Annotated in this window: 17 protein-coding genes; 8 read left to right on the top strand and 9 right to left on the bottom strand. The window is 60.9% G+C overall.

Annotation, left to right across the window (positions count from 1 at the left end):
• Positions 1 to 182: 182 nt before the first annotated feature.
• The 8 genes from CAF63_RS21170 to CAF63_RS21135 all read right to left on the bottom strand — a co-directional run bounded on the left by CAF63_RS21170 (position 183) and on the right by CAF63_RS21135 (position 10038).
• Positions 183 to 2105 (bottom strand): PrkA family serine protein kinase, encoded by a 1923-nt coding sequence (locus CAF63_RS21170; protein WP_064599839.1) that lies wholly within the window; start codon positions 2103 to 2105, stop codon positions 183 to 185.
• Between the two features lie 297 nt (positions 2106 to 2402).
• Complete coding sequence (gene glpE, locus CAF63_RS21165; protein ID WP_007959911.1) at positions 2403 to 2732, bottom strand: thiosulfate sulfurtransferase GlpE; 330 nt, start codon at positions 2730 to 2732, stop codon at positions 2403 to 2405.
• A gap of 33 nt (positions 2733 to 2765) precedes the next feature.
• On the bottom strand, positions 2766 to 3647 hold the full coding sequence (locus tag CAF63_RS21160; protein WP_085688466.1) for a symmetrical bis(5'-nucleosyl)-tetraphosphatase: 882 nt from the start codon (positions 3645 to 3647) through the stop codon (positions 2766 to 2768).
• Positions 3647 to 4027: a Co2+/Mg2+ efflux protein ApaG gene (gene apaG / locus CAF63_RS21155; protein ID WP_039768081.1), complete on the bottom strand. Its 381-nt coding sequence runs from the start codon at positions 4025 to 4027 to the stop codon at positions 3647 to 3649. The genes CAF63_RS21160 and apaG overlap by 1 nt, the downstream gene beginning before the upstream one ends.
• 114 nt (positions 4028 to 4141) lie before the next feature.
• Entirely contained in the window at positions 4142 to 4960 is an 819-nt protein-coding gene (rsmA, locus tag CAF63_RS21150; protein WP_085688464.1) for a 16S rRNA (adenine(1518)-N(6)/adenine(1519)-N(6))-dimethyltransferase RsmA, read from the bottom strand.
• A complete protein-coding gene (pdxA, locus tag CAF63_RS21145) occupies positions 4957 to 5946 on the bottom strand; it encodes a 4-hydroxythreonine-4-phosphate dehydrogenase PdxA (protein ID WP_085688462.1) in 990 nt (329 codons plus the stop codon). Before pdxA ends, rsmA begins: the two co-directional genes overlap by 4 nt.
• On the bottom strand, positions 5943 to 7259 hold the full coding sequence (gene surA / locus CAF63_RS21140; RefSeq protein WP_143491785.1) for a peptidylprolyl isomerase SurA: 1317 nt from the start codon (positions 7257 to 7259) through the stop codon (positions 5943 to 5945). Before surA ends, pdxA begins: the two co-directional genes overlap by 4 nt.
• A complete protein-coding gene (locus CAF63_RS21135; protein ID WP_085688460.1) occupies positions 7240 to 10038 on the bottom strand; it encodes an LPS-assembly protein LptD in 2799 nt (932 codons plus the stop codon). Before CAF63_RS21135 ends, surA begins: the two co-directional genes overlap by 20 nt.
• Before the next feature lie 130 nt (positions 10039 to 10168).
• On the opposite strand from CAF63_RS21135, the gene CAF63_RS21130 reads away from it, so the two are divergent.
• Genes CAF63_RS21130 through CAF63_RS21120 form a run of 3 tightly spaced genes read left to right on the top strand, consistent with a single transcriptional unit; the run spans position 10169 to position 12625 of the window.
• Positions 10169 to 11188 (top strand): aminoglycoside phosphotransferase family protein, encoded by a 1020-nt coding sequence (locus CAF63_RS21130; protein WP_085688458.1) that lies wholly within the window; start codon positions 10169 to 10171, stop codon positions 11186 to 11188.
• A complete protein-coding gene (gene murU / locus CAF63_RS21125; RefSeq protein ID WP_085688456.1) occupies positions 11185 to 11856 on the top strand; it encodes an N-acetylmuramate alpha-1-phosphate uridylyltransferase MurU in 672 nt (223 codons plus the stop codon). Before CAF63_RS21130 ends, murU begins: the two co-directional genes overlap by 4 nt.
• A 1-nt stretch (position 11857) precedes the next feature.
• Positions 11858 to 12625 (top strand): TerB family tellurite resistance protein, encoded by a 768-nt coding sequence (locus CAF63_RS21120; RefSeq protein WP_085688454.1) that lies wholly within the window; start codon positions 11858 to 11860, stop codon positions 12623 to 12625.
• A gap of 62 nt (positions 12626 to 12687) precedes the next feature.
• Here the strand turns inward: CAF63_RS21120 and CAF63_RS21115 are convergent, their stop codons facing one another.
• The gene (locus tag CAF63_RS21115; RefSeq protein WP_085688452.1) at positions 12688 to 13677 is read right to left on the bottom strand and encodes an alpha/beta hydrolase family protein; all 990 of its coding nucleotides are present in this window, start codon (positions 13675 to 13677) and stop codon (positions 12688 to 12690) included.
• Between the two features lie 73 nt (positions 13678 to 13750).
• On the opposite strand from CAF63_RS21115, the gene CAF63_RS21110 reads away from it, so the two are divergent.
• The 5 genes from CAF63_RS21110 (at position 13751) to CAF63_RS21090 (ending at position 20760) form a co-directional block, all read left to right on the top strand.
• Positions 13751 to 16150, top strand: a complete 2400-nt coding sequence (locus CAF63_RS21110) for a PAS domain S-box protein (RefSeq protein ID WP_085688451.1) — start codon at positions 13751 to 13753, stop codon at positions 16148 to 16150.
• Complete coding sequence (locus tag CAF63_RS21105) at positions 16151 to 16780, top strand: response regulator transcription factor (protein ID WP_007959929.1); 630 nt, start codon at positions 16151 to 16153, stop codon at positions 16778 to 16780. It begins immediately after the preceding gene.
• Positions 16781 to 17130: 350 nt separating this feature from the next.
• Positions 17131 to 18255 (top strand): ABC transporter ATP-binding protein, encoded by a 1125-nt coding sequence (locus tag CAF63_RS21100; protein ID WP_007959931.1) that lies wholly within the window; start codon positions 17131 to 17133, stop codon positions 18253 to 18255.
• A 48-nt stretch (positions 18256 to 18303) separates the two neighbouring features.
• Positions 18304 to 19347: an ABC transporter substrate-binding protein gene (locus CAF63_RS21095; protein WP_007959933.1), complete on the top strand. Its 1044-nt coding sequence runs from the start codon at positions 18304 to 18306 to the stop codon at positions 19345 to 19347.
• Positions 19348 to 19512: 165 nt separating this feature from the next.
• A complete protein-coding gene (locus CAF63_RS21090) occupies positions 19513 to 20760 on the top strand; it encodes an ABC transporter permease (RefSeq protein WP_007959935.1) in 1248 nt (415 codons plus the stop codon).
• The last annotated feature ends 7 nt before the right edge of the window (positions 20761 to 20767 follow it).

Raw genomic sequence — 20767 nt, 5'->3', positions numbered from 1 at the left:
GCAAAGGGGCGAGCGGTCATGCAGCATTGAACCGAATGCCAAGGGACGTACACGCTCCCCCAAGCGCTTTGGGTGCTGCTTGAACCTCGCTACCGCCTTTCGAACACCTTCCAGAGGCCTGTGTAGCAGAAAATGCAGGCACAGGCCTCGGGCTGACGACAACCGGTCTGACCGGCCGCGGTTTACTGTGATTTTCTGACCCGCAGATACCACTCGGAAAGCAGTCGTACCTGTTTGTCGGTGTAGCCGCGTTCGACCATTCGCGTAACGAAGTCGTTGTGTTTCTGTTGATCCTCTTTGCTGGCCTTGGCGTTGAAGCTGATGACTGGTAGCAGGTCTTCGGTGTTCGAGAACATTTTCTTCTCGATGACCACCCGCAGTTTTTCGTAGCTGAGCCAGGTCGGGTTCTTGCCGTTGTTGTTGGCCCGGGCGCGCAACACGAAGTTGACGATTTCGTTGCGGAAATCCTTTGGATTGCTGATGCCGGCCGGTTTCTCGATTTTTTCCAGCTCCTCGTTGAGGGCGACGCGGTTGAGGATCTCGCCGGTTTCCGGATCGCGGTATTCCTGATCCTGAATCCAGAAGTCCGCATACAGCACGTAGCGGTCGAAGATGTTCTGGCCGTACTCGCTGTAAGACTCGAGGTAGGCGGTCTGGATCTCCTTGCCGATGAATTCGATATAACGCGGCGCCAGGTACTCTTTCAGGTAGCGCAGATAGCGTTCGCGGGTTTCGGCCTGGAACTGTTCCTGTTCGATCTGCTGTTCCAGCACATAGAGCAGGTGTACCGGGTTGGCAGCGATTTCATGCGGATCGAAGTTGAAGACCTTGGACAGGATCTTGAACGCAAACCGGGTCGACAGACCGTTCATGCCTTCATCGACGCCCGCTGCATCGCGGTATTCCTGGATCGACTTGGCCTTCGGATCGGTATCCTTGAGGTTTTCGCCGTCATACACGCGCATCTTGGAGTAGATGTTGGAGTTTTCCGGCTCTTTCAGGCGCGACAGTACGGTGAACTGCGCGAGCATCTTCAGGGTATCCGGCGCGCAATGCGCCTTGGACAGGGAGCTGTTGAACAGCAGCTTGTCGTAGATCTTCACCTCGTCACTGACCCGCAGGCAGTACGGCACCTTGACGATGTAGATCCGGTCGATGAAGGCTTCGTTGTTCTTGTTGTTGCGGAAGGTGTGCCACTCCGATTCGTTGGAGTGGGCCAGCAGAATCCCGGTGAACGGAATTGCGCCGAGGCCTTCGGTACTGTTGTAGTTGCCTTCTTGAGTGGCGGTCAGCAATGGATGGAGCACCTTGATCGGTGCCTTGAACATTTCAACGAATTCCATCAGGCCCTGGTTGGCCCGGCACAGCGCACCGGAGTAGCTGTAGGCGTCGGCGTCGTTCTGCGGGAATTCTTCGAGTTTGCGGATATCGACTTTACCGACCAGAGCGGAAATGTCCTGATTGTTCTCGTCGCCCGGTTCGGTCTTGGCGACGGCGATCTGGTTGAGGATCGACGGGTACAGCTTGACCACGCGGAATTGGCTGATGTCGCCGCCGAATTCGGCCAGACGTTTGGTGGCCCATGGCGACATGATGGTGTTCAGATAGCGCCGTGGAATGCCGAAGTCCTCTTCGAGGATCGCGCCATCTTCGGTGGCGTTGAACAGACCCAGTGGCGATTCGAATACCGGCGAGCCCTTGATGGCATAGAAGGGCACTTTTTCCATCAGTTGTTTCAGCTTCTCGGCCAGAGACGATTTACCGCCGCCGACGGGGCCGAGCAGATAGAGGATCTGTTTCTTCTCTTCCAGGCCTTGGGCCGCATGGCGGAAATACGACACGATCTGGTCGATGCATTCTTCCATGCCGTGGAAGTCTTCAAAGGCCGGATAGCGACGGATTACCTTGTTGGAAAAGATTCGCGACAGCCTCGAATTGGTCGAGGTGTCGAGCAATTCCGGTTCGCCGATGGCCATTAACAGACGCTCGGCGGCGGAAACGTAGGCACTGCGATCCTTTTTGCACAGTTCCAGGTACTCCTGCAGGGAGAATTCTTCCTGGCGTGTGGACTCGAAGCGTTGTTGGAAGTGGCTAAAGATACTCATGACGTCACCTCGCTCGATACGTGGAGCCGACGCCGGATCACTCAGTCGATGCTGGCAAGCAGCTGCAATGGCAGCTGTTGTTTACCCCCCAGAACCCTTCCACGATCGAAAATCGCGAAAGTCACTCCCGATGACCCGTGCGCCGGTGTACCGGCTCTCCCCTGTTTTGGATGGCCTGGGCTTAAGGATAGTTGGGAATTCGGGAGGTAAAGGCGAGATACGTAATTAGTTGTGGCAGACCGTTCGTCTGCCACCGCGCGAGCCCACGGGAGCCGGGGCTTGCACGTTACAAAAAAATTATTCGGAGGTGCCTTGCGCAGTTTCCGAAGGAAAAGTCGTACGCCACAGTTCGAAGCCGCCGTCCATGCTGTAGACGTCGGAGAAGCCCTGGCTCACGAGATACGCCGCAGCACCTTGGCTCGAGTTGCCGTGGTAGCAGACCACGACGGTGGGGGCATCGAGGTCGGCGCCCTGGATGAAAGCATGCAGGGAATGATTGTCCAGATGCTTCGAACCGCTGATGTGCAGTGCGGCAAATGTTGCCGGGTCACGGACGTCGACGACCACAGCACCTTGCTCGCGCAGGGCCTGGGCCTGTTCCGGGGGGATACGTTTGAATTCGCTCATGGCGGGCTCCTGTGGCTCGGCTGAAAACGCAGTCTAGCGCGGGGCGCTGACGGGAGAAGATTCGGTGATCAGTGGTGCGACGCTGGGCAGGACGGCCCCGTGTTCGTCGCATTTGCATGACAAACGTTCGCCGCTGTCGACATTCATCAGGGTCAGGCTACCGCCCCACACGCAACCGGTGTCGAGGGCGCAGATGCCGGGTTCCTGGACGTTGCCTTCCAGCGCCGCCCAGTGACCGAAAATGATCCGCAGGCCACGGGTCTTGCGTTCCTTGTGCTGGAACCAGGGCTTGTAGCCCGGCGGCGCGGTGTCGAGGCCTTCCTTGCTCTTGAGATCGAGCTTGCCTTCGGCGGTGCAGAAACGCATGCGGGTGAAATAATTGGTGATGACTCGCAGGCGGGTGACGCCTTTGAGATCGTTGTCCCACTTCGCCGGTTCGTTGCCGTACATGCCGTCGAGGTAGGCGGGAAACAGATTGTCGTCGCGCAGGGCGGTTTCGACTTCGGCGGCGCACTTCAGAGCGCGCCGCAGCGACCATTGCGGCGGGATGCCGGCGTGGGCCATGGCGACATCACGCACTTCGTCGTAGTGCATCAGCTTTTGCTGACGCAACCACTCCATCAGCACCGGGCCGTCGGGGGCTTCGATAATCTCGCGCAGGGTGTCGGACTTTTTCAGGCGCTCGATCTTTTTAGCGGCCGCCAGCAGGTGCAGGTCGTGATTGCCCAGCACGCAAACCAGCGATTCACGCATGCCATATAGAAAACGCAGGGTTTCCAGCGATTGCGGGCCACGGTTGACCAGGTCGCCGACCAGCCACAGCCGATCGATCGCCGGATCGAACGCAACCTGCTTGAGCAGGCATTTCAGCGGTTCGAGGCAGCCTTGCAGGTCCCCCACGGCATACGTCGCCATCAGTGCAGGGCTCCGGGGACGGCGAGGCGGAAGGGCTTGATGATTGCGTCGAAATGTTTGCCGTCGCTGGCAACCATTTCGTAAGTGCCTTGCATGGTGCCGACCTTGGTAGTCATGACCGTGCCGCTGCTGTAGGTGTGGCTTTTGCCTGAGTCGATCAGTGGTTGCTGGCCGACGACACCGGCGCCGCGGACTTCTTCGACATGGCCGTCGCCGTCAGTGATCACCCAGTGACGCGACATCAGGCGTGCGGGCTGCTCGCCATTATTCTGTACGGTGATGGTGTAGGCGAAGGCGAAGCGGTCGTGCTCGGGTTGCGATTGGTCTGCCAGATAGTGGGTAACGACGCTGACATCGACCTGATAACGAGGATCGGACATGCAAAAGGGCCTTAAACGAAGCGGAACGCGAGGCGTAGCTGATGGGGAATCAGTCTAGGCAAGTATCGGGCAGTAAACCAGAGTGGCGTCCTGCCCGATAGCGTTCATCGGCTGTCAGTCGGCGGCGGGGGTTGCCGGGACCTGTACCGCGAGCTGGTCGGCCAGACGTACGAATGCCGCCAGATCCAGTTGCTCGGGACGCAGACTGCCATCAACGCCGGCGGCTTCGATTTCAGCGTTGCTGAGCAGTTGTTTGAGGGTGTTGCGCAGGGTTTTGCGGCGCTGGTTGAAAGCTTCGCGAACCACGCGCTCGAGCAGGCGATGATCCTTGGCCGGGTGCGGCAGTACTGCGTGCGGTACCAGACGGACGATCGCCGAGTCGACTTTCGGTGGCGGGTTGAATGCGCCCGGCCCGACGTTGAACAGATGTTCTACGCGGCAATGGTACTGAACCATGATCGACAACCGACCCCAGTCACCACCACCAGGACCTGCGGCCAGACGCTCGACCACTTCCTTCTGCAACATGAAGTGCATGTCGCGAATGATCGAAGCATTGTTCAGCAGGTGGAAAATCAGCGGCGTGGAGATGTTGTACGGCAGGTTGCCGATCACGCGCAGGCTGTTCGGCGCAGCATTCAGGCTGTTGAAGTCGAACTTCAGCGCATCGCCCTGATGCAGGTTGAAATTGCTCTTGCCGGCAAACTGCTGGTTGAGGATCGGGATCAGGTCCTTGTCCAGCTCCACTACGTCCAGCTGTGCGCCGGAGTTGAGAATGCCGGCGGTCAGTGCGCCCTGGCCCGGCCCGATTTCCAGCATGCGGTCGCCGGCCTTGGCACTGATGGAACGCAGGATGCGGTCGATAACGCCGGCATCATGCAGGAAGTTCTGGCCAAAGCGTTTGCGCGCCTTGTGTTGGTATTGCTCGGTCATAAACGGGTCTCGGCCATCTGGTAGGCGGTTTCCAGGGCGACTTGCAGGCTGCCGGTGTCGATCTTGCCGCTGCCGGCCAGATCCAGGGCGGTGCCATGGTCGACCGAAGTTCGGATGATCGGCAGGCCCAGGGTCACGTTGACCGCGGCGCCGAAGCCTTTGTATTTCAGCACGGGCAGGCCCTGGTCGTGGTACATCGCCAGCACTGCGTCGCAGTGCTCCAGATATTTGGGGGTAAACAGAGTGTCGGCAGGCAGCGGGCCACGAAGGTCCATGCCCTCGCCGCGCAGGCGCTCCAATGTGGGTTCGATGATGTCGATTTCTTCATGGCCCAGGTGTCCGCCTTCACCGGCGTGCGGATTGAGCCCGCAGACCAGGATGCGCGGTTGGGCGATACCGAATTTTTGTTGCAGATCAGCGTGCAGAATCCGCGTGACCCGCTCCAGCCGCTCCGGTGTGATCGCATCGGCGATGTCGCGCAAGGGCAGGTGAGTGGTGACCAGCGCCACGCGCAAACCGCGGGTGCCGAGCATCATCACCACTTGGGCGGTGTGGGTCAGGTCGGCGAGAAATTCAGTATGACCGGAAAACGCGATGCCCGATTCGTTGATCACGCCCTTGTGCACCGGGGCGGTGATCATTCCGGCGAAGTCGCCGTTCACGCAGCCAGTGCCGGCGCGGGTCAGGGTTTCGAGGACGAATGCGGCGTTGGCCTTGTCCAGTTGCCCGGCGACCACGGGGGCGCTGAGCGGGGTGTCCCAGACATACAGGCTGTTGGCGGGCGCCGGAACGTCCGGCCAATTGCCCGGTGCGACTTCCAGCAGACTGACGGCCAGCCCCAGCTGCGCGGCCCGCTCTTGGAGCAGGTCGCGGCTGGTGATGGCAATCAGGGGGTGTGGCTGGGCTTGCGAGGCGAGCAGCAGGCACAGGTCGGGACCGATGCCGGCCGGTTCGCCGGGTGTCAGCGCGAAACGCTTGGGTTTCACTGCGCTGCCTGGTCTGCACCAGGGAGTTTGATCTCTACGTACGCTTCGTCACGGATCTGACGCAGCCAGGTTTGCAGCTCTTCGTCGTATTTGCGGTTACGCAGTACGGTCATTGCTTGCTGCTCACGGGCCTGTTCGGTGCTGTCGGTGGCGCGACGGCCAAGGACTTCCAGAACGTGCCAGCCGTACTGGGTCTGGAACGGCTTGGACAGCTGACCCTGCGGGGACTTGGCCATCACGGCGCGGAATTCCGGTACCAGTGCGTTCGGGTCGATCCAGTTCAGGTCGCCGCCGTTGAGGGCAGACCCCGGGTCTTCCGAATACTTCTTGGCCAGTTCGGCGAAATCTTCACCGGCTTCGATGCGGTTGTAGAGCGACTGAGCCAGTTCCTTGGTCTTGGCTTCGTCGCGAACCGGACTTGGCTTGACCAGGATGTGACGCACATGCACTTCGTCGCGCATCTGGCTTTCGCCACCACGCTTTTCCAGCAGCTTCAGAATGATGAAACCACCCGGAGTGCGTGCCGGTTGAGTGATGTCGCCCGGCGTCATGCTGCTCAGTTCACGGTCGAACGGCGGTGGCAGTTGAGCAGCTTTACGCCAGCCCATATCGCCGCCTTCCAGCGCGTTGTCGCTTGCGGAGTTGGCCACGGCCATCTGGCCGAAGTCGGCACCTTGTTTGAGCTGCTGGTAAACGTCCATTGCCTTGCGAGCAGCACTCTGAATCGCTTCGGAGTTGGCGCTTTCCGGGGTCGGAATCAGGATGTTGGCCAGGTGCAGTTCTTCGGACAGTTGCATCTTGCCCAGGTCGGAGGCGAGGAAGTTCTTCACTTCCTGTTCCGAGACCTGAATACGTTCGGCCACACGACGCTGGCGTACACGGCTGATGATCATTTCACGACGGATCTGCTCGCGAGCGTCCTCATAGGACAGGCCATCGCGGGACAGGGCGATGCGGAACTGCTCCGGGGTCATGTTGTTGCGCTGGGCAATGGTGCCAACCGCCTGATTCAGCTCTTCATCGGTGATACGGATGCCGGAACGTTCGCCGATCTGCAATTGCAGGTTTTCGACGATCAGGCGTTCGAGCACCTGCTGATCCAGTACGCCCGGAGGCGGCAGACCGCCGCCACGCTTGGCGATGGTTTGCTGAACTTCGTGGACGCGTTGATCCAGCTGGCTCTGCATGACCACGTCGTTGTCGACGATGGCCACCACTTTATCGATGGACTGCACCGCGGCGTTGGCCGCAGTACCCAGGAACAGCGCGCCCAGCATCAGCGGGCGCAGACAATCAGAAAGCTTGGTCTTCACGTTGACGATAACCTTGGATGCCTTTGTCGAGGAAGCTCTCTACCTTGGCGCCGGTGAGGCCGCCGAGTCCCTTCAGAACAATTTGGAGGAAGACGCCGTGGTCGCCTTTTTCGTTTTCCGGGGCGTTCTGACTGAATTCGTCATAGCTGACCCAGTAACGGTTGATCAGGCGCAGTTTCCAGCAGCAGTTGTCATACTCGAAACCACCGAAGGCTTCCAGCGTGCGGTTGCGGTTGTAGTCGTACTGCCAGCGGCTGATCGCGCTCCACTGCGGAACGATCGGCCAGATGACCGAGAAATCATGCTGCTGGATCTTGTAGTAGTCCTTCACGTAGCCAGGCTGGCCCGGGGTGCCGTAGTCACCACCACCCACCGACCATTTACCGGTGTTCTGGTCGTAACGGACCTGGTCGTTGCGATAGCGATAGCCGACGTTGACCACCTTGTTCGGGTTGTCTTCAGGCTGGTAGTGGAACATCGCGCTGCCGGAACGCGGGCTGCGGCTGTCTGGATCCCAGTTGTAGTCGGCAGTGGTACGCCAGTCGCGGTTCCAGCGGTATTCGTATTCCAACGCGTATGGCGAGACGCTGGATTTGGCGTCGTCGCGATCGTTGAACGCGATACCCGGGAGTTGAACCTTGCGGTCCTTGAAGTACAGGGCCTGGCCGACGCTGATGCGTTGACGCTCGAAGCCGTCGTCTTCGATCCAGCGGCTGGTCACGCCCAGCGACAGCTTGTTCTCGTCGCCGACACGGTCGGAACCGGAGAAGCGGTTGTCGCGGAACAGCGAGGCGTAGTTGAAGGTGTACTCACTGGTGTCAAATACCGGAATGTCTTCCTGGTCCACCTCAGGCACATAGAGGTAGAACAGGCGTGGTTCCAGGGTCTGGCGGTAGTTCTTGCCAAAGTAGGAAGTGTCACGGTCGAAGTACAGGCCACCATCAACACTGGCGATCGGGACGCCGCGACTCTGGTTGCTGTCGAAGGTACCGTTGAGTTTGTTCTGCTCTGCGGTCTGGGCAGCAATCTGCGACTTGCCGGTGCCGTCCAGATCCAGTTGGTACTGGGTGTACTGGTACTTCAGCGACGGCTTGAGGAAGCCATAGGTCCAGTTCATCGGCAGGCTGACGCCTGGTTTCAGATTCAGGCGGTCGCCATTGGCGCGAGCGAGGCCGAACACGTTGTTGTCTAGTCGAGGCTCGATAGTGCCGTCTTCATTCACGAAGTTGCCGTTTTTCAGATCGCGATCAAACCGCACGATCTCGGTCTCGTAATCGAAGTTCAGGCCTTCCGGGTGATACGGCAGCTGACCATTGAAGGTGATCTGCGGCAGACGGTCATACGGTGTGATGTTCGATACGGTTGCCAGCTGGTACGCCTGGGCGTTCAACCGGGCGGTGTAGCTGTCGCCACGATAGGTGACCGAGCCCTGCTGGTTCACGTAGTCGGCACTTTTCACGCCGATCTGGTCGGTCTGCAGGTCCTGGAAGTAATAAGGATCGCTGATCTTGGTGTAATCCACCTGGGTGAACACGCGGGAGTCGAGACCACCCTTGTGTTGCCAGTTGTACATGTAGCGAGTCTTGTCGTAGTCGGTCTGGCCCTTGCGCTCGTCGTCCTCGTCGTTGAGGTACGCGGCACCGAACTGGCCTTCGCTCGACTTGGTCAGATAGCGGAACTCGCCTTCCATCAACAGACCGCGTTTAGCCATGTAGCGTGGATACAACGTGGCATCGTAGTTCGGCGCCAGGTTGAAGTAGTACGGGGTCACCAGCATGAAGCCGGTGTCGCTGCCGGTGCCGATGGTCGGCGGCAGGAAACCCGACTGACGACGATCGTCGATCGGGAAGTAGATGTACGGCGTGTACAGAACCGGAATGTCCTTGACCCGCAGCGTCACGTTGGTCGCAGTACCGAAGCCGGTGGCAGGGTTCAGGGTGATGTTGTTGCCCTTGAGCTGCCAGGCGTTGCTGTTCGGTTCGCACGTGGTGTACGTGCCGTCCTTCAGACGGATGATCGCGTTTTCGGCACGCTTGGCGTACAGCGCGTTACCGCGGATGCGCGACTTGTGCATCACGTATTCGGCGTTGTCGACCTTGGCTTCACCGGTGTCGAGCTGCACATCGGCGTGGTCGCCGACGATCAGCGCGCCGTTGTCGCGAATGCGCACGTTGCCCGCCAGTTCGCCACGGCTTTCGGCCTGATACAGGTTGGCCTCGTCGGCTTCGACCTGCATGCTGCCCTGACGCATGACCACGTCACCGGCCAGACTCGCGACCTGCGAATCCTGCTGATAACGCGATGCCTTGGCACCGATGAAGGTCGGGGCGTCACTTTTATTCGTCTTGTCATTCATGCCAGGACGAATCGGTTCGATATAGGAACCAGAGCAGTAAGGACCGGTCTCGGCCAGTTGGGCGGCGGTGAGCTTCTCGCGCGGAACCCAGTCGAGGTGACTGTAGTCTTCGCTACGGGATTTCAGGCCGCGGCCCTTGGACTCGGTAACCAGTACCGGCTTGGGCCCGGACTCCGCGGTGGAGCCGCTCTGAGCCGGGGCTTCGCCAGCGGCGCTGACGGCACTGCCGTCATGCACGGGACGCGGCGGCAAGGCAGCGGCCGGCGTCTTCGGCGAGCAGGCCCAGCCACCCGTTGCCGACACGGCGCAGTCATACTGCTCGGCGGCAACAACGAATGAACTGGCCAGAGGTTGCATAGCCAGCAGACTGCCGGTTACCAACAACGGAAATTTTTTACGAAACGCGGGGGATTTCAATGCCATCTTATTAGTCCGGGCTTCCTGCGTGCCATCTGCCCGCGGTGTGGGCCGCACGCCTCTCGATGGTCTGAAAAAGATGCTGGATAATAAAGCATGACCCGCTTGACGGCTAGCGCCGTCGGAGACCCTTGCAATGCCTGATCAAGATGTACGCTTGCAACACCTGAAAGTTTGGCTCGATGAACAGTTGGCAACCCTTTTTGCAGATCAGGGCTGGGGAGCCGTACCCCCGGCCACGTTGACCGCGGCCAGCAGCGACGCGAGTTTCCGCCGGTATTTCCGTTGGGAAGGCGCGGGTCGCAGCTTCGTCGTGATGGACGCGCCGCCGCCTCAGGAAAACTGCAAACCGTTCGTGGATATCGCCTTTTTGCTGGCGAAATCCGGTATCAACGTGCCGAAAATTTATGCCGAAGACCTCGAACGTGGCTTTCTTTTGCTCAATGACCTGGGCAACCAGACCTATCTGGACGTGATCGACAGCGAAAATGCCGACGCGTTGTTCAGCGATGCCCTGCAAGCGCTGCTGGCTTTTCAGCAGCTGCCGATGGTGGCGCCGCTGCCGAGCTATGACGTCGCGTTGTTGCGCCGCGAGCTGGAGCTGTTCCCCGAGTGGTACGTGAAGCGCGAGCTGGGCGTCGAGTTCGATGCCACCCAACAGCAGCAGTGGCAAAGGGTCAGCGAACTGCTGATCGACAGCGCCCTGGCCCAGCCGAAAGTATTGGTGCACCGCGACTACATGCCGCGCAACCTGATGCTCAGCGAGCCGAATCCCGGCGTGCTGGATTTCCAGGACGCCGTGTATGGCCCGGTGACCTACGACGTGACTTGCCTGTTCAAGGATGCATTCCTCAGCTGGCCTGAAGAACGTGTGCGCGGCTGGCTGGAAAGCTACTGGCAGCAGGCGTCGGCACTGAGCATTCCGGTGCAGCCGGATTTCGAAGAGTTTCTGCGTGCCAGCGACCTGATGGGCGTGCAGCGCCATCTGAAAGTCATCGGCATCTTCGCCCGCATCTGCCATCGCGATGGCAAGCCGCGTTACCTCGGTGATGTGCCGCGTTTCTTCTCTTATATAGAAGCGGTCATCGCGCGCCGTCCCGAGCTGGCGGATTTGCAGGCACTGCTCGCCAGTCTGCGTGGTGGAGTGACGGCATGAAGGCAATGATTCTGGCGGCCGGCAAAGGCGAGCGCATGCGCCCGCTGACCCTGACCACCCCGAAGCCGCTGGTGCGTGCCGGCGGCGTGCCGCTGATTGAATATCACGTGCGTGCCCTGGCCGCGGCCGGTTTCAATGAGATCGTGATCAACCATGCCTGGCTCGGCCAGCAGATTGAAGATCACTTGGGCGATGGCTCGCAGTTCGGCGTGTCGATCCAGTACTCGCCAGAGGGTGAGCCACTGGAAACCGGCGGCGGTATTTTCCGCGCGTTGCCGCTGTTGGGCGATGAGGCGTTTCTGGTGGTCAACGGTGACATCTGGACCGATTACGACTTCAGCGTGCTGCATCAGCCGGTCTCCGGCCTGGCGCATCTGGTGCTGGCGGACAACCCGGCCCATCACCCGACAGGCGATTTCACCTTGACCGACGGCCAAGTGCATGATGGCCAGGCCGATGCGGCGACCCTGACCTACAGCGGCATCGCCGTACTGCATCCGCAGTTGTTCGACGGCTGCAGCGACGGTGCCTTCAAACTGGCGCCGCTGTTGCGTAAAGCCATGGCGGACGGGCAGGTGACCGGCGAGCGGTTGAAAGGTCACTGGGTCGATGTCGGTACGCACGAGCGTCTGGCCGAAGCCGAAGCCTTGATAGAAGCGAGTCGCTGATATGTTGTGGCCAGGGACTCTGATTGGAGCCGGAGCGGGTTTTGCTATCGCCAGCATTCCGGGGGCCATGCTTGGTGCTTTGTTGGGGCAGGCGCTGGATCGGCGCCTGCATTTGCAGAGCTGGGGGCATTTGCGTGAAAAACTCGGTGGTAGGCCGATGCTGCGCAACGACGAACTGTTGTTCGTGTTGCTCGGGCGTCTGGCCAAGAGCGACGGGCGGGTCACGGACGGTCACATCCAGCAGGCGCGTCAGGAGATGCGCTCGCTGGAAATGAGCGAGCCGGCACAGCGCCGGGCGATTGCCGCGTTCAATCGCGGCAAGTCCGGCAACGATAATCTGCGCGGTTATCTGCGTCGCTTGAGTGCTCAACCCCATGCGGCCGAAGGCGTGTTGCGCGCCTGCTGGCGGATGGTCTGGGCCGATGGTCGGGCCGGTGTCAGCGAGCGGGAATTGCTGGGGCAGTGGGGCAAGTGGCTGGGCTGGACGACGCACCAGATCCAGGCGCTGGCGGCGGACTACGAGCCGCACAAGCGTCCGATCGTTAGCGCGGCGGTCAGCTATCAGGAGGCGATGCGCCTGCTCGGCGTATCGGCCACCAGCGAACCGGCGCAGATCAAACGTGCCTATCGACGTCTGCTCAGCCGGCATCACCCGGACAAGGTGGCCGGGACGGGCGCCACGCCGGCGCAGGTGCGCGATGCCACCGAGAGGACCCGCGAATTGCACAATGCCTACACGTTGATTCGCGAACGGCGGGATTTTCGTTAGGCATAAAAAAATCGCAGCGTCGGGCTGCGACTTTTTTGTCTGCGTTTTGACGGTCCGGAATTTTAGTCCGGGCTCTGCGGATTCAACCAGCCCCGCACCCGGCGGAACAATTGTTCCTGCTCGGCCTTGTTGTCCGGCAAGGCCTTGAGTGCGACCTGACTGAACGCGGAGGTCTTCAGTCGCTTGCTCGCCTGCATGCGCTCCAGCGCCGCATTGCGATCCAGCGGTTTATCCATGTAGAAAATATCCACAGTCGACAGCTTCAGGGTCGGCGTCAGTTCCACCAGTTGCGGTTGTGCCTTGGTCGGGGTCTGCGCGGCCACCAGCATCAGCTTCTCGATCTGCGAGTTCTGCCTCTCGCTCATGTAGCGCGCCGCCCAGTAGGCGCCAGTGCCATGGCCGAGGACGACGATGCTGCGCGCGCTCTGTTGTTCGGCGTAGGCCAGCGCGGCGTCGATGCGGGCGAAAATTCGCTCGGCGTCGGCCTTGGACTGTTCCTCGGAGGTTTCTGCAACGACCTTATCGGCCACATCGGCTTCGCCACCGGCGGCTTGTTCGATCGGCTCGGCAGTGGTCGAATCCTTGCTGCCGGGGTCAGCGGTTTTCGCTGCGGCGGGTGCTTCGACCACGCGCGGTGCGATGGCATCGCTTTGCAGGTCGGGCAGGGTGATACTCAGGCTGCTCCACTCGACGTCCGGCAACTTGCGGCGCAACGGGCCGATCGCCTGGGGCCAGTCGGCGGTTTCGCCGGCGCCGGGAATGAGGATCACCGCGCCTTTGGGTTCGGCGGTGTTGGCCGGTTTCCACAGGGCGAGGAAGGTGTCGCTGCCCGCTTGCAGTTGCTGTTGTTCCTGGGCCGGAACCTTGCGTTCGAGTGCTGCGGCTTCTTCCTGACTACGCTCAAGCAGTGGCTGGCGTTCGACCGGTTTTTCTTCGGCGGCTTTTTCTGCGGCGGGGGCGGGTGCCGGATCCGCGGCTTCGACGGAAAACGCACAAGGCAGGATCAGCGACAGGCACAATGCTGGCATTGCCAGGCGATAGACAGGGGGCATCGGTTATTCCAGGCCAGAAGTTATCCCGGCAGCCTAATGGGTTGGTCAGAATTTGTCAGTGTATGAGACTTCAATGATGCGTTTTTGCTGCCTGTGGGTTATCGGCTGTCTGGCGTTTCCCTTGATGGGCTGGGCGGCGCCTGCGCCACCGAGTCACCTCGCACGGTTGTCGGCGAGCGAACAGCAGTGGCTCGCGCAGCACAATGAACTGCGCGTCGGTCTGGTGTTGCAGGCGCCGTACGCGCAATACGACCGGCGCTTGCAGCGGCTGTCGGGGGCCAACGTCGAAGTGATGAAGGCATTGGCCAAGGCACTGAATGTCGAGCTGAGCTGGCGCAATTTTCAGGATCTGGCACAACTCGAGACCGCTGCCCGGGACGGCGAAATCGACATCGCTCCGGGCCTGACCCAGACCCCGGGCGGACTGCGTCTGTGGCAGTTCTCCGACCCGTACATGCGCGTGCCGCAACTGGTGGTCAGCGACCAGAGGAGCAGCGCGACCGTGGAGCTGGAAAAACTCGACAGCCAGACCCGCGTCGCCGTGCGCATGCCCGGCGTCACCGCCGATTACCTGCGCGGCAACTATCCCCACCTGAATCTGCAAGGCGTACCGATGGAGCGTCAGGCGCTGCAACTGTTGCTGAGTCAACAGGCGTCCTACGCGGTGGTTGATGAGGCGCAGCTCGGTCGGCTGTCGGCGGAGCCGGAGTTTGCCGGTTTGGTGGTGGTCGGTGACATCGGTTTGCCGCAACTGCTGCGCATCGGCACCCGTCGTGACTGGCCGGAGCTGGCCGGAATCGTCGAGAACGCCCTGCGCGCAATTCCGGCCAAGGATCTGGAGCGCCTGCATGCTCAATGGCTGCAACCCAAATATCCACGGCTCTCAGAATCACCGGGCTTCTGGCAGAACCTGAGTCTGTTGTTCGCGGTGTTGCTGCTCAGTTGCGTGGCGATTGTGTTCTGGCAACGCCGCCAGCAACGCAGTCTTGAGCAACGCCTGCTCGATGCGCGGGAAGACATCGCCCTGCGCGCCGCCAGCGAAGAAGCCCTGCGTCTGACCCAGTTTTCCATTGATCAGAGCACCGTCGGCATTCTCTGGGTCAATTGGGATAGCCATGTGCGCTACGCCAATCGTGCGGCAGAAAACATGCTCGGTTATCCACAGGGCGCCATCATCGACCGGCCGTTGATCGACTTCGAACCGGACCTGCACATGGATCGCTGGCTCAATTTGTGGAAACGCGCCCGGGCCAGCGAAGAAGGGCCGCTGAGTTTTGAAACCAACTGTGTGCGCGCCGATGGCAGTGTGCTGCCAGCGGACGTGTCGCTGAGCTTCCTGCGTTTTCGCGATGGCGAGTACCTGGTGGTTTATCTCACCGATGTCACCGAGCGTCGTCGTGCCCTGGCTGCGTTGCAGGAAAGCGAGGCGCGGCTGCAAGGCATCGCGGCCAATGTACCGGGGCTGGTGTTCCGTCTCGAGCGCGCACCGGTGACCGGGCAGATCGACTTTGCCTACATCAGCGAGGGCAGCGAAAGTCTGGTCGGCTACGCGCCGGCCGCCATCGCCCATCGCGACATGGGCCTGCGCAGCCTGGTGCATCCGGATGACCGGGCCGCTTATCACCAGACCCAGGACCAGGCGCTGGACACCGACAGCGACTGGTCGTGGCAGGGCCGGATTCTCACGCGCCAGGGCGAGCAGCGCTGGGCCGAGATCAAGGCCATCACCCGTCAGCTGGAGGGCGGCGCCTATGTCTGGGACGGCATTGTCTGGGACATCACCGAAAGCAAACGCATCGAACTGGAGCTGGCGGCCTCCCGCGAGCAACTGCGCGAGTTGTCGGCGCATCTGGAAAGCGTGCGGGAAGAAGAAAAGGCGCGGATTGCCCGCGAGGTTCACGATGAGCTGGGACAGATGCTGACGGTGCTGAAACTGGAGACGTCGATGTGCGAACTGGCCTACGCGCAACTCGACCCGGGTCTGAACGAACGGCTGAACAGCATGAAGCGTTTGATTGCCCAGTTGTTCCAGCTGGTGCGGGATGTGGCGACGGCATTGCGCCCGCCGATCCTCGATGCCGGGATCGCTTCGGCGATCGAGTGGCAGGCGCGGCGGTTCGAGGCGCGCACGCAGATTCCGTGTCTGGTGCAGGTGCCGGACAATCTTGCGCCGCTCAGCGACGCCAAGGCCATCGGCCTGTTCCGCATTCTTCAGGAGGCGCTGACCAACGTCATGCGCCATGCCCAGGCGCATACTGTGGAACTGACGTTGGCGCAGGAAGGCGACGAATTGTGTCTGACGGTCAGCGATGATGGCGTAGGATTTGTCGCCGCTGCCGGCAGGCCGACATCCTTCGGACTGGTGGGCATGCGCGAGCGGGTGTTAATCATGGGCGGGCAGCTGTCACTCGACAGCGAGCCGGGCGAGGGCACCACACTGAGCGTGCGGGTGCCACTGGATGAGGAGAAGTAAGTGATCCGTGTACTCGTAGCCGAAGACCACACCATCGTTCGCGAAGGCATCAAGCAATTGATCGGCCTGGCCAAGGATCTGCAAGTGGTGGGGGAGGCGAGCAATGGCGAGCAGTTGCTGGAAACCCTGCGCAACGTGCCCTGCGAAGTGGTGCTGCTGGATATCTCGATGCCCGGCGTCAACGGGCTCGAAGCGATTCCGCGGATCCGCGCGCTGAACCATCCACCGGCGATTCTGGTGCTGTCGATGCACGACGAAGCGCAGATGGCCGCCCGGGCGCTGAAGGTCGGCGCCGCCGGGTATGCCACCAAGGACAGCGATCCGGCGTTGCTGCTGACGGCGATTCGCAAGGTCGCGGCCGGCGGGCGCTACATCGATCCGGAGCTGGCCGACCGCATGGTTTTCGAAGTCGGCCTGACCGATGCGCGGCCGCTGCACTCGTTGCTTTCGGAGCGCGAGTTCTCGGTGTTCGAACGCCTGGCCCAGGGTGCCAACGTCAATGACATCGCCCAGCAACTGGCCTTGAGCAGCAAGACCATCAGCACCCACAAGGCGCGGCTGATGCAGAAACTCAACATCACTTCGCTCGCCGAGCTGGTGAAGTACGCGATGGAGCACAAACTTCTCTGAACCACACCTCTATCCACTGTGGGAGCGAGCTTGCTCGCGAAGAGGCCGTGGCAGACAGAAAAGATGGCGACTGACACACCGCTTTCGCGAGCAAGCTCGCTCCCACAGGTTTCTTCATCGATCCTGCGATATTGGGCATATCTGTTAGCGACACGCGCTTCTGCTTGTTATTGAAGCTTGCAGCTCAGCGCTCGCCACTGCTTTATCCATTAACGCCATCCTTGTAGGGCAATCCCTACCCCCGGCCTTCCATCCGGCTGAGGCGATTCTCTCCTGCGCCCCGATTTGCGTGACTGCGAGCAGCCACTAGGCTTAATCCCACAGCAGTCATCAATAACAAAGGTGTGGGTATGAGCCAGGTCGAATCAAACGCAGGGGCCAGCGATGTGCTGGTCAGCTTTCGTGGAGTGCAGAAGAGCTACGACGGCGAGAACCTGATCGTCAAAGACCTCAACCTGGACATTCGCAAGGGCGAATTCCTCACCTTGCTCGGGCCGTCCGGCTCGGGCAAGACCACCAGCCTGATGATGCTCGCCGGTTTCGAAACCCCGACCGCCGGTGAAATCCTCCTGGCCGGGCGGGCGATCAACAACGTGCCGCCGCACAAGCGCGACATCGGCATGGTGTTCCAGAACTACGCGCTGTTTCCGCACATGACCGTCGCCGAGAACCTGGCGTTCCCGCTGACCGTGCGTGGCCTGAACAAGAGCGACGTCAGCGACAAGGTCAAGAAAGTCCTGAGCATGGTCCAGCTCGATGCCTTCGCATCGCGTTACCCGGCGCAACTGTCCGGCGGTCAGCAACAGCGTGTGGCGCTGGCCCGCGCACTGGTGTTCGAGCCGCAACTGGTGCTGATGGACGAACCTTTGGGTGCTCTCGACAAACAACTGCGTGAGCACATGCAGATGGAAATCAAACACCTGCACCAGCGCCTCGGCGTGACCGTGGTTTACGTGACCCACGACCAGGGCGAAGCCCTGACCATGTCCGACCGCGTTGCTGTGTTCCACCAGGGCGAGATCCAGCAGATCGCTCCGCCGCGTACCCTCTACGAAGAACCGAAAAACACCTTCGTCGCCAACTTCATCGGCGAGAACAACCGCCTCAACGGTCGCCTGCTCAGCCAGAACGGCGAGCGCTGTGTGGTCGAGCTGGGACGCGGAGAAAAGGTCGAGGCGCTGGCGGTCAACATCGGCCAGACCGGCGAACCGGTCACCCTGTCGATTCGTCCGGAGCGCGTCAGCCTCAACGGTTCGAGCGACCAATGCGTCAACCGCTTCTCCGGGCGGGTGGCCGAATTCATCTATCTGGGCGACCACGTCCGGGTGCGCCTGGAAGTCTGCGGCAAGACCGACTTCTTCGTGAAACAACCGATTGCCGAGCTCGATCCTGCGCTCGCGGTCGGTGACGTGGTTCCGCTTGGCTGGCAGGTCGAGCACGTTCGCGCGCTCGACCCACTTTTAGAGGCGCATTAAGCGCCCCGGCAATACCAACACCAACCCTGCACGTGGAGAGAACAATAAATGTTGAGATCCCTGAAGTTCACAGCCCTGACCCTGGGCCTGATGGGTGCGGCAAGCGCAATGGCCGCTGGGCCGGATCTGACCGTGGTGTCGTTTGGCGGGGCGAACAAGGCGGCGCAAGTCAAAGCCTTCTATGCACCGTGGGAAGCGGCGGGCAACGGCAAGATCGTCGCCGGCGAGTACAACGGTGAGATGGCCAAGGTCAAAGCCATGGTCGACACCAAGAGCGTGTCCTGGGATCTGGTAGAGGTTGAATCGCCGGAACTGTCCCGTGGCTGCGACGAAGACATGTTCGAACAACTGGATCCTGCACTGTTCGGCAAGTCCGAAGACTACGTCAAAGGCGCGATCCAGCCGTGCGGCGTGGGCTTCTTCGTGTGGTCGACCGTGCTGGCCTACAACGCCGACAAGCTGAAAACCGCACCGACCAGTTGGGCGGATTTCTGGGACACCAAGAAATTCCCGGGCAAGCGTGGCCTGCGTAAAGGCGCCAAGTACACCCTCGAATTTGCACTGATGGCCGACGGCGTTGCGCCCAAAGACGTGTACAAGGAACTGGCCAGCAAGGGCGGTCAGGATCGCGCGTTCAAGAAACTGGATGAGCTGAAACCGAACATCCAGTGGTGGGAAGCCGGCGCCCAGCCGCCGCAATACCTCGCTTCCGGTGACGTGGTCATGAGCTCGGCCTACAACGGTCGTATTGCTGCCGTGCAGAAAGAGTCCAACCTGAAAGTGGTGTGGAACGGCGGTATCTATGACTTCGACGCCTGGGCCATTCCGAAAGGCCTGGACGCCAAGCGTGCAGAAGCGGCGAAGAAATTCATCGCGTTCTCGGTGCAGCCGCAGCAGCAGAAGACCTACTCGGAAAACATCGCCTACGGCCCGGCCAACTCTCAGGCAGTGCCGTTGCTGGACAAGGCAATCCTGAAAGACATGCCGACCACCCCGGAAAACATCGCCAACCAGGTGCAGATCGACGTCAGCTTCTGGGCTGACAACGGCGAGCAACTGGAGCAGCGCTTCAATTCCTGGGCTGCGAAGTAACCAGAGGGCTCGCCCTCCTGTGGGAGCGGGCTTGCTCGCGAAAGCGTCAGCACATTCACCTTGATGTCGACTGACACGCCGCCTTCGCGAGCAAGCCCGCTCCCACATTAAAAGTTCGAGGTGGCTTGCCACCTCTGTAACGATCAAAGATTTGCGGAGTACGTCATGGCCATCGCCGTTCCCCTGAACGAGGGCAACAGCCCCACCTTGAAGCAGCGGCTCAAGCACGCCGAGCGGGTCAACCGCTGGAAGGCCCAGGCGCTGATCGCGCCGCTGGTGCTGTTTCTGTTGCTGGTGTTCCTGGTGCCGATCGTGGCGCTGCTCTATAAAAGCGTCGGCAACCCGGAAGTGGTCGGCGGCATGCCGCGCACCGTGACCGCAATTGCTGCGTGGGACGGTCGAGGCCTGCCCGCAGAACCGGTCTATAAAGCCGCCAGCGAAGACCTCGCCGAAGCGCGCAAAAACCAGACCCTGGGCGATCTGTCCAAGCGCCTGAACATGGAGTTGGCCGGCTATCGCAGCCTGCTGACCAAAACCGCCCGCTCGTTGCCGTTTGCCAGCGAACCGGCCTCTTATAAAGAAGCGCTGGAGGGCCTCGACGAGCGTTGGGGCGATCCGGCCTACTGGCAAGCGGTGAAGCGCAACACCAGCAGCATCACCCCGTTCTATCTGTTGGCGGCGGTGGATCACCGCATCGACGACCTCGGCGAAATTGCCCCGGCCACCCCGGATCAGGCGATCTACCTCGATATCTTCGCCCGGACTTTCTGGATGGGCCTGATCATCACCGTGATCTGCCTGGTACTGGCCTATCCGCTGGCGTACCTGCTGGCCAACCTGCCGTCGCGTCAAAGCAACCTGCTGATGATTCTGGTGCTGCTGCCGTTCTGGACGTCGATTCTGGTGCGAGTCGCCGCGTGGATCGTGTTGCTGCAATCCGGCGGATTGATCAACAGCGCGCTGATGGCGATGGGCATCATCGATAAACCGCTGGAGCTGGTGTTCAACCGCACCGGGGTTTACATCTCGATGGTGCACATCCTGCTGCCGTTCATGATCCTGCCGATCTACAGCGTGATGAAAGGCATCTCGCCGACGTACATGCGCGCCGCGATTTCCCTCGGCTGCCATCCGTTCGCCAGTTTCTGGCGGGTGTACTTCCCGCAGACCTACGCCGGTGTCGGCGCCGGTTGCCTGTTGGTGTTCATCCTCGCCATCGGCTACTACATCACCCCGGCGCTGCTGGGCAGCCCGAACGATCAGATGGTCAGCTACTTCGTCGCGTTCTACACCAACACCAGCATCAACTGGGGCATGGCCACCGCGCTCGGCGGGCTGTTGCTGCTGGCGACCGTGGTGCTTTATCTGATCTACAGCTGGCTGGTGGGCGCCAGTCGCCTGCGCCTAAGCTAAGGGGAAT

The organism is Pseudomonas sp. B20(2017), assembly GCF_002113125.1.
In the GTDB taxonomy this organism is placed as follows: domain Bacteria; phylum Pseudomonadota; class Gammaproteobacteria; order Pseudomonadales; family Pseudomonadaceae; genus Aquipseudomonas.
The sequence above is the reverse complement of the archived record's forward strand: the minus strand, read 5'-3'. Positions and strand labels throughout refer to the sequence as shown.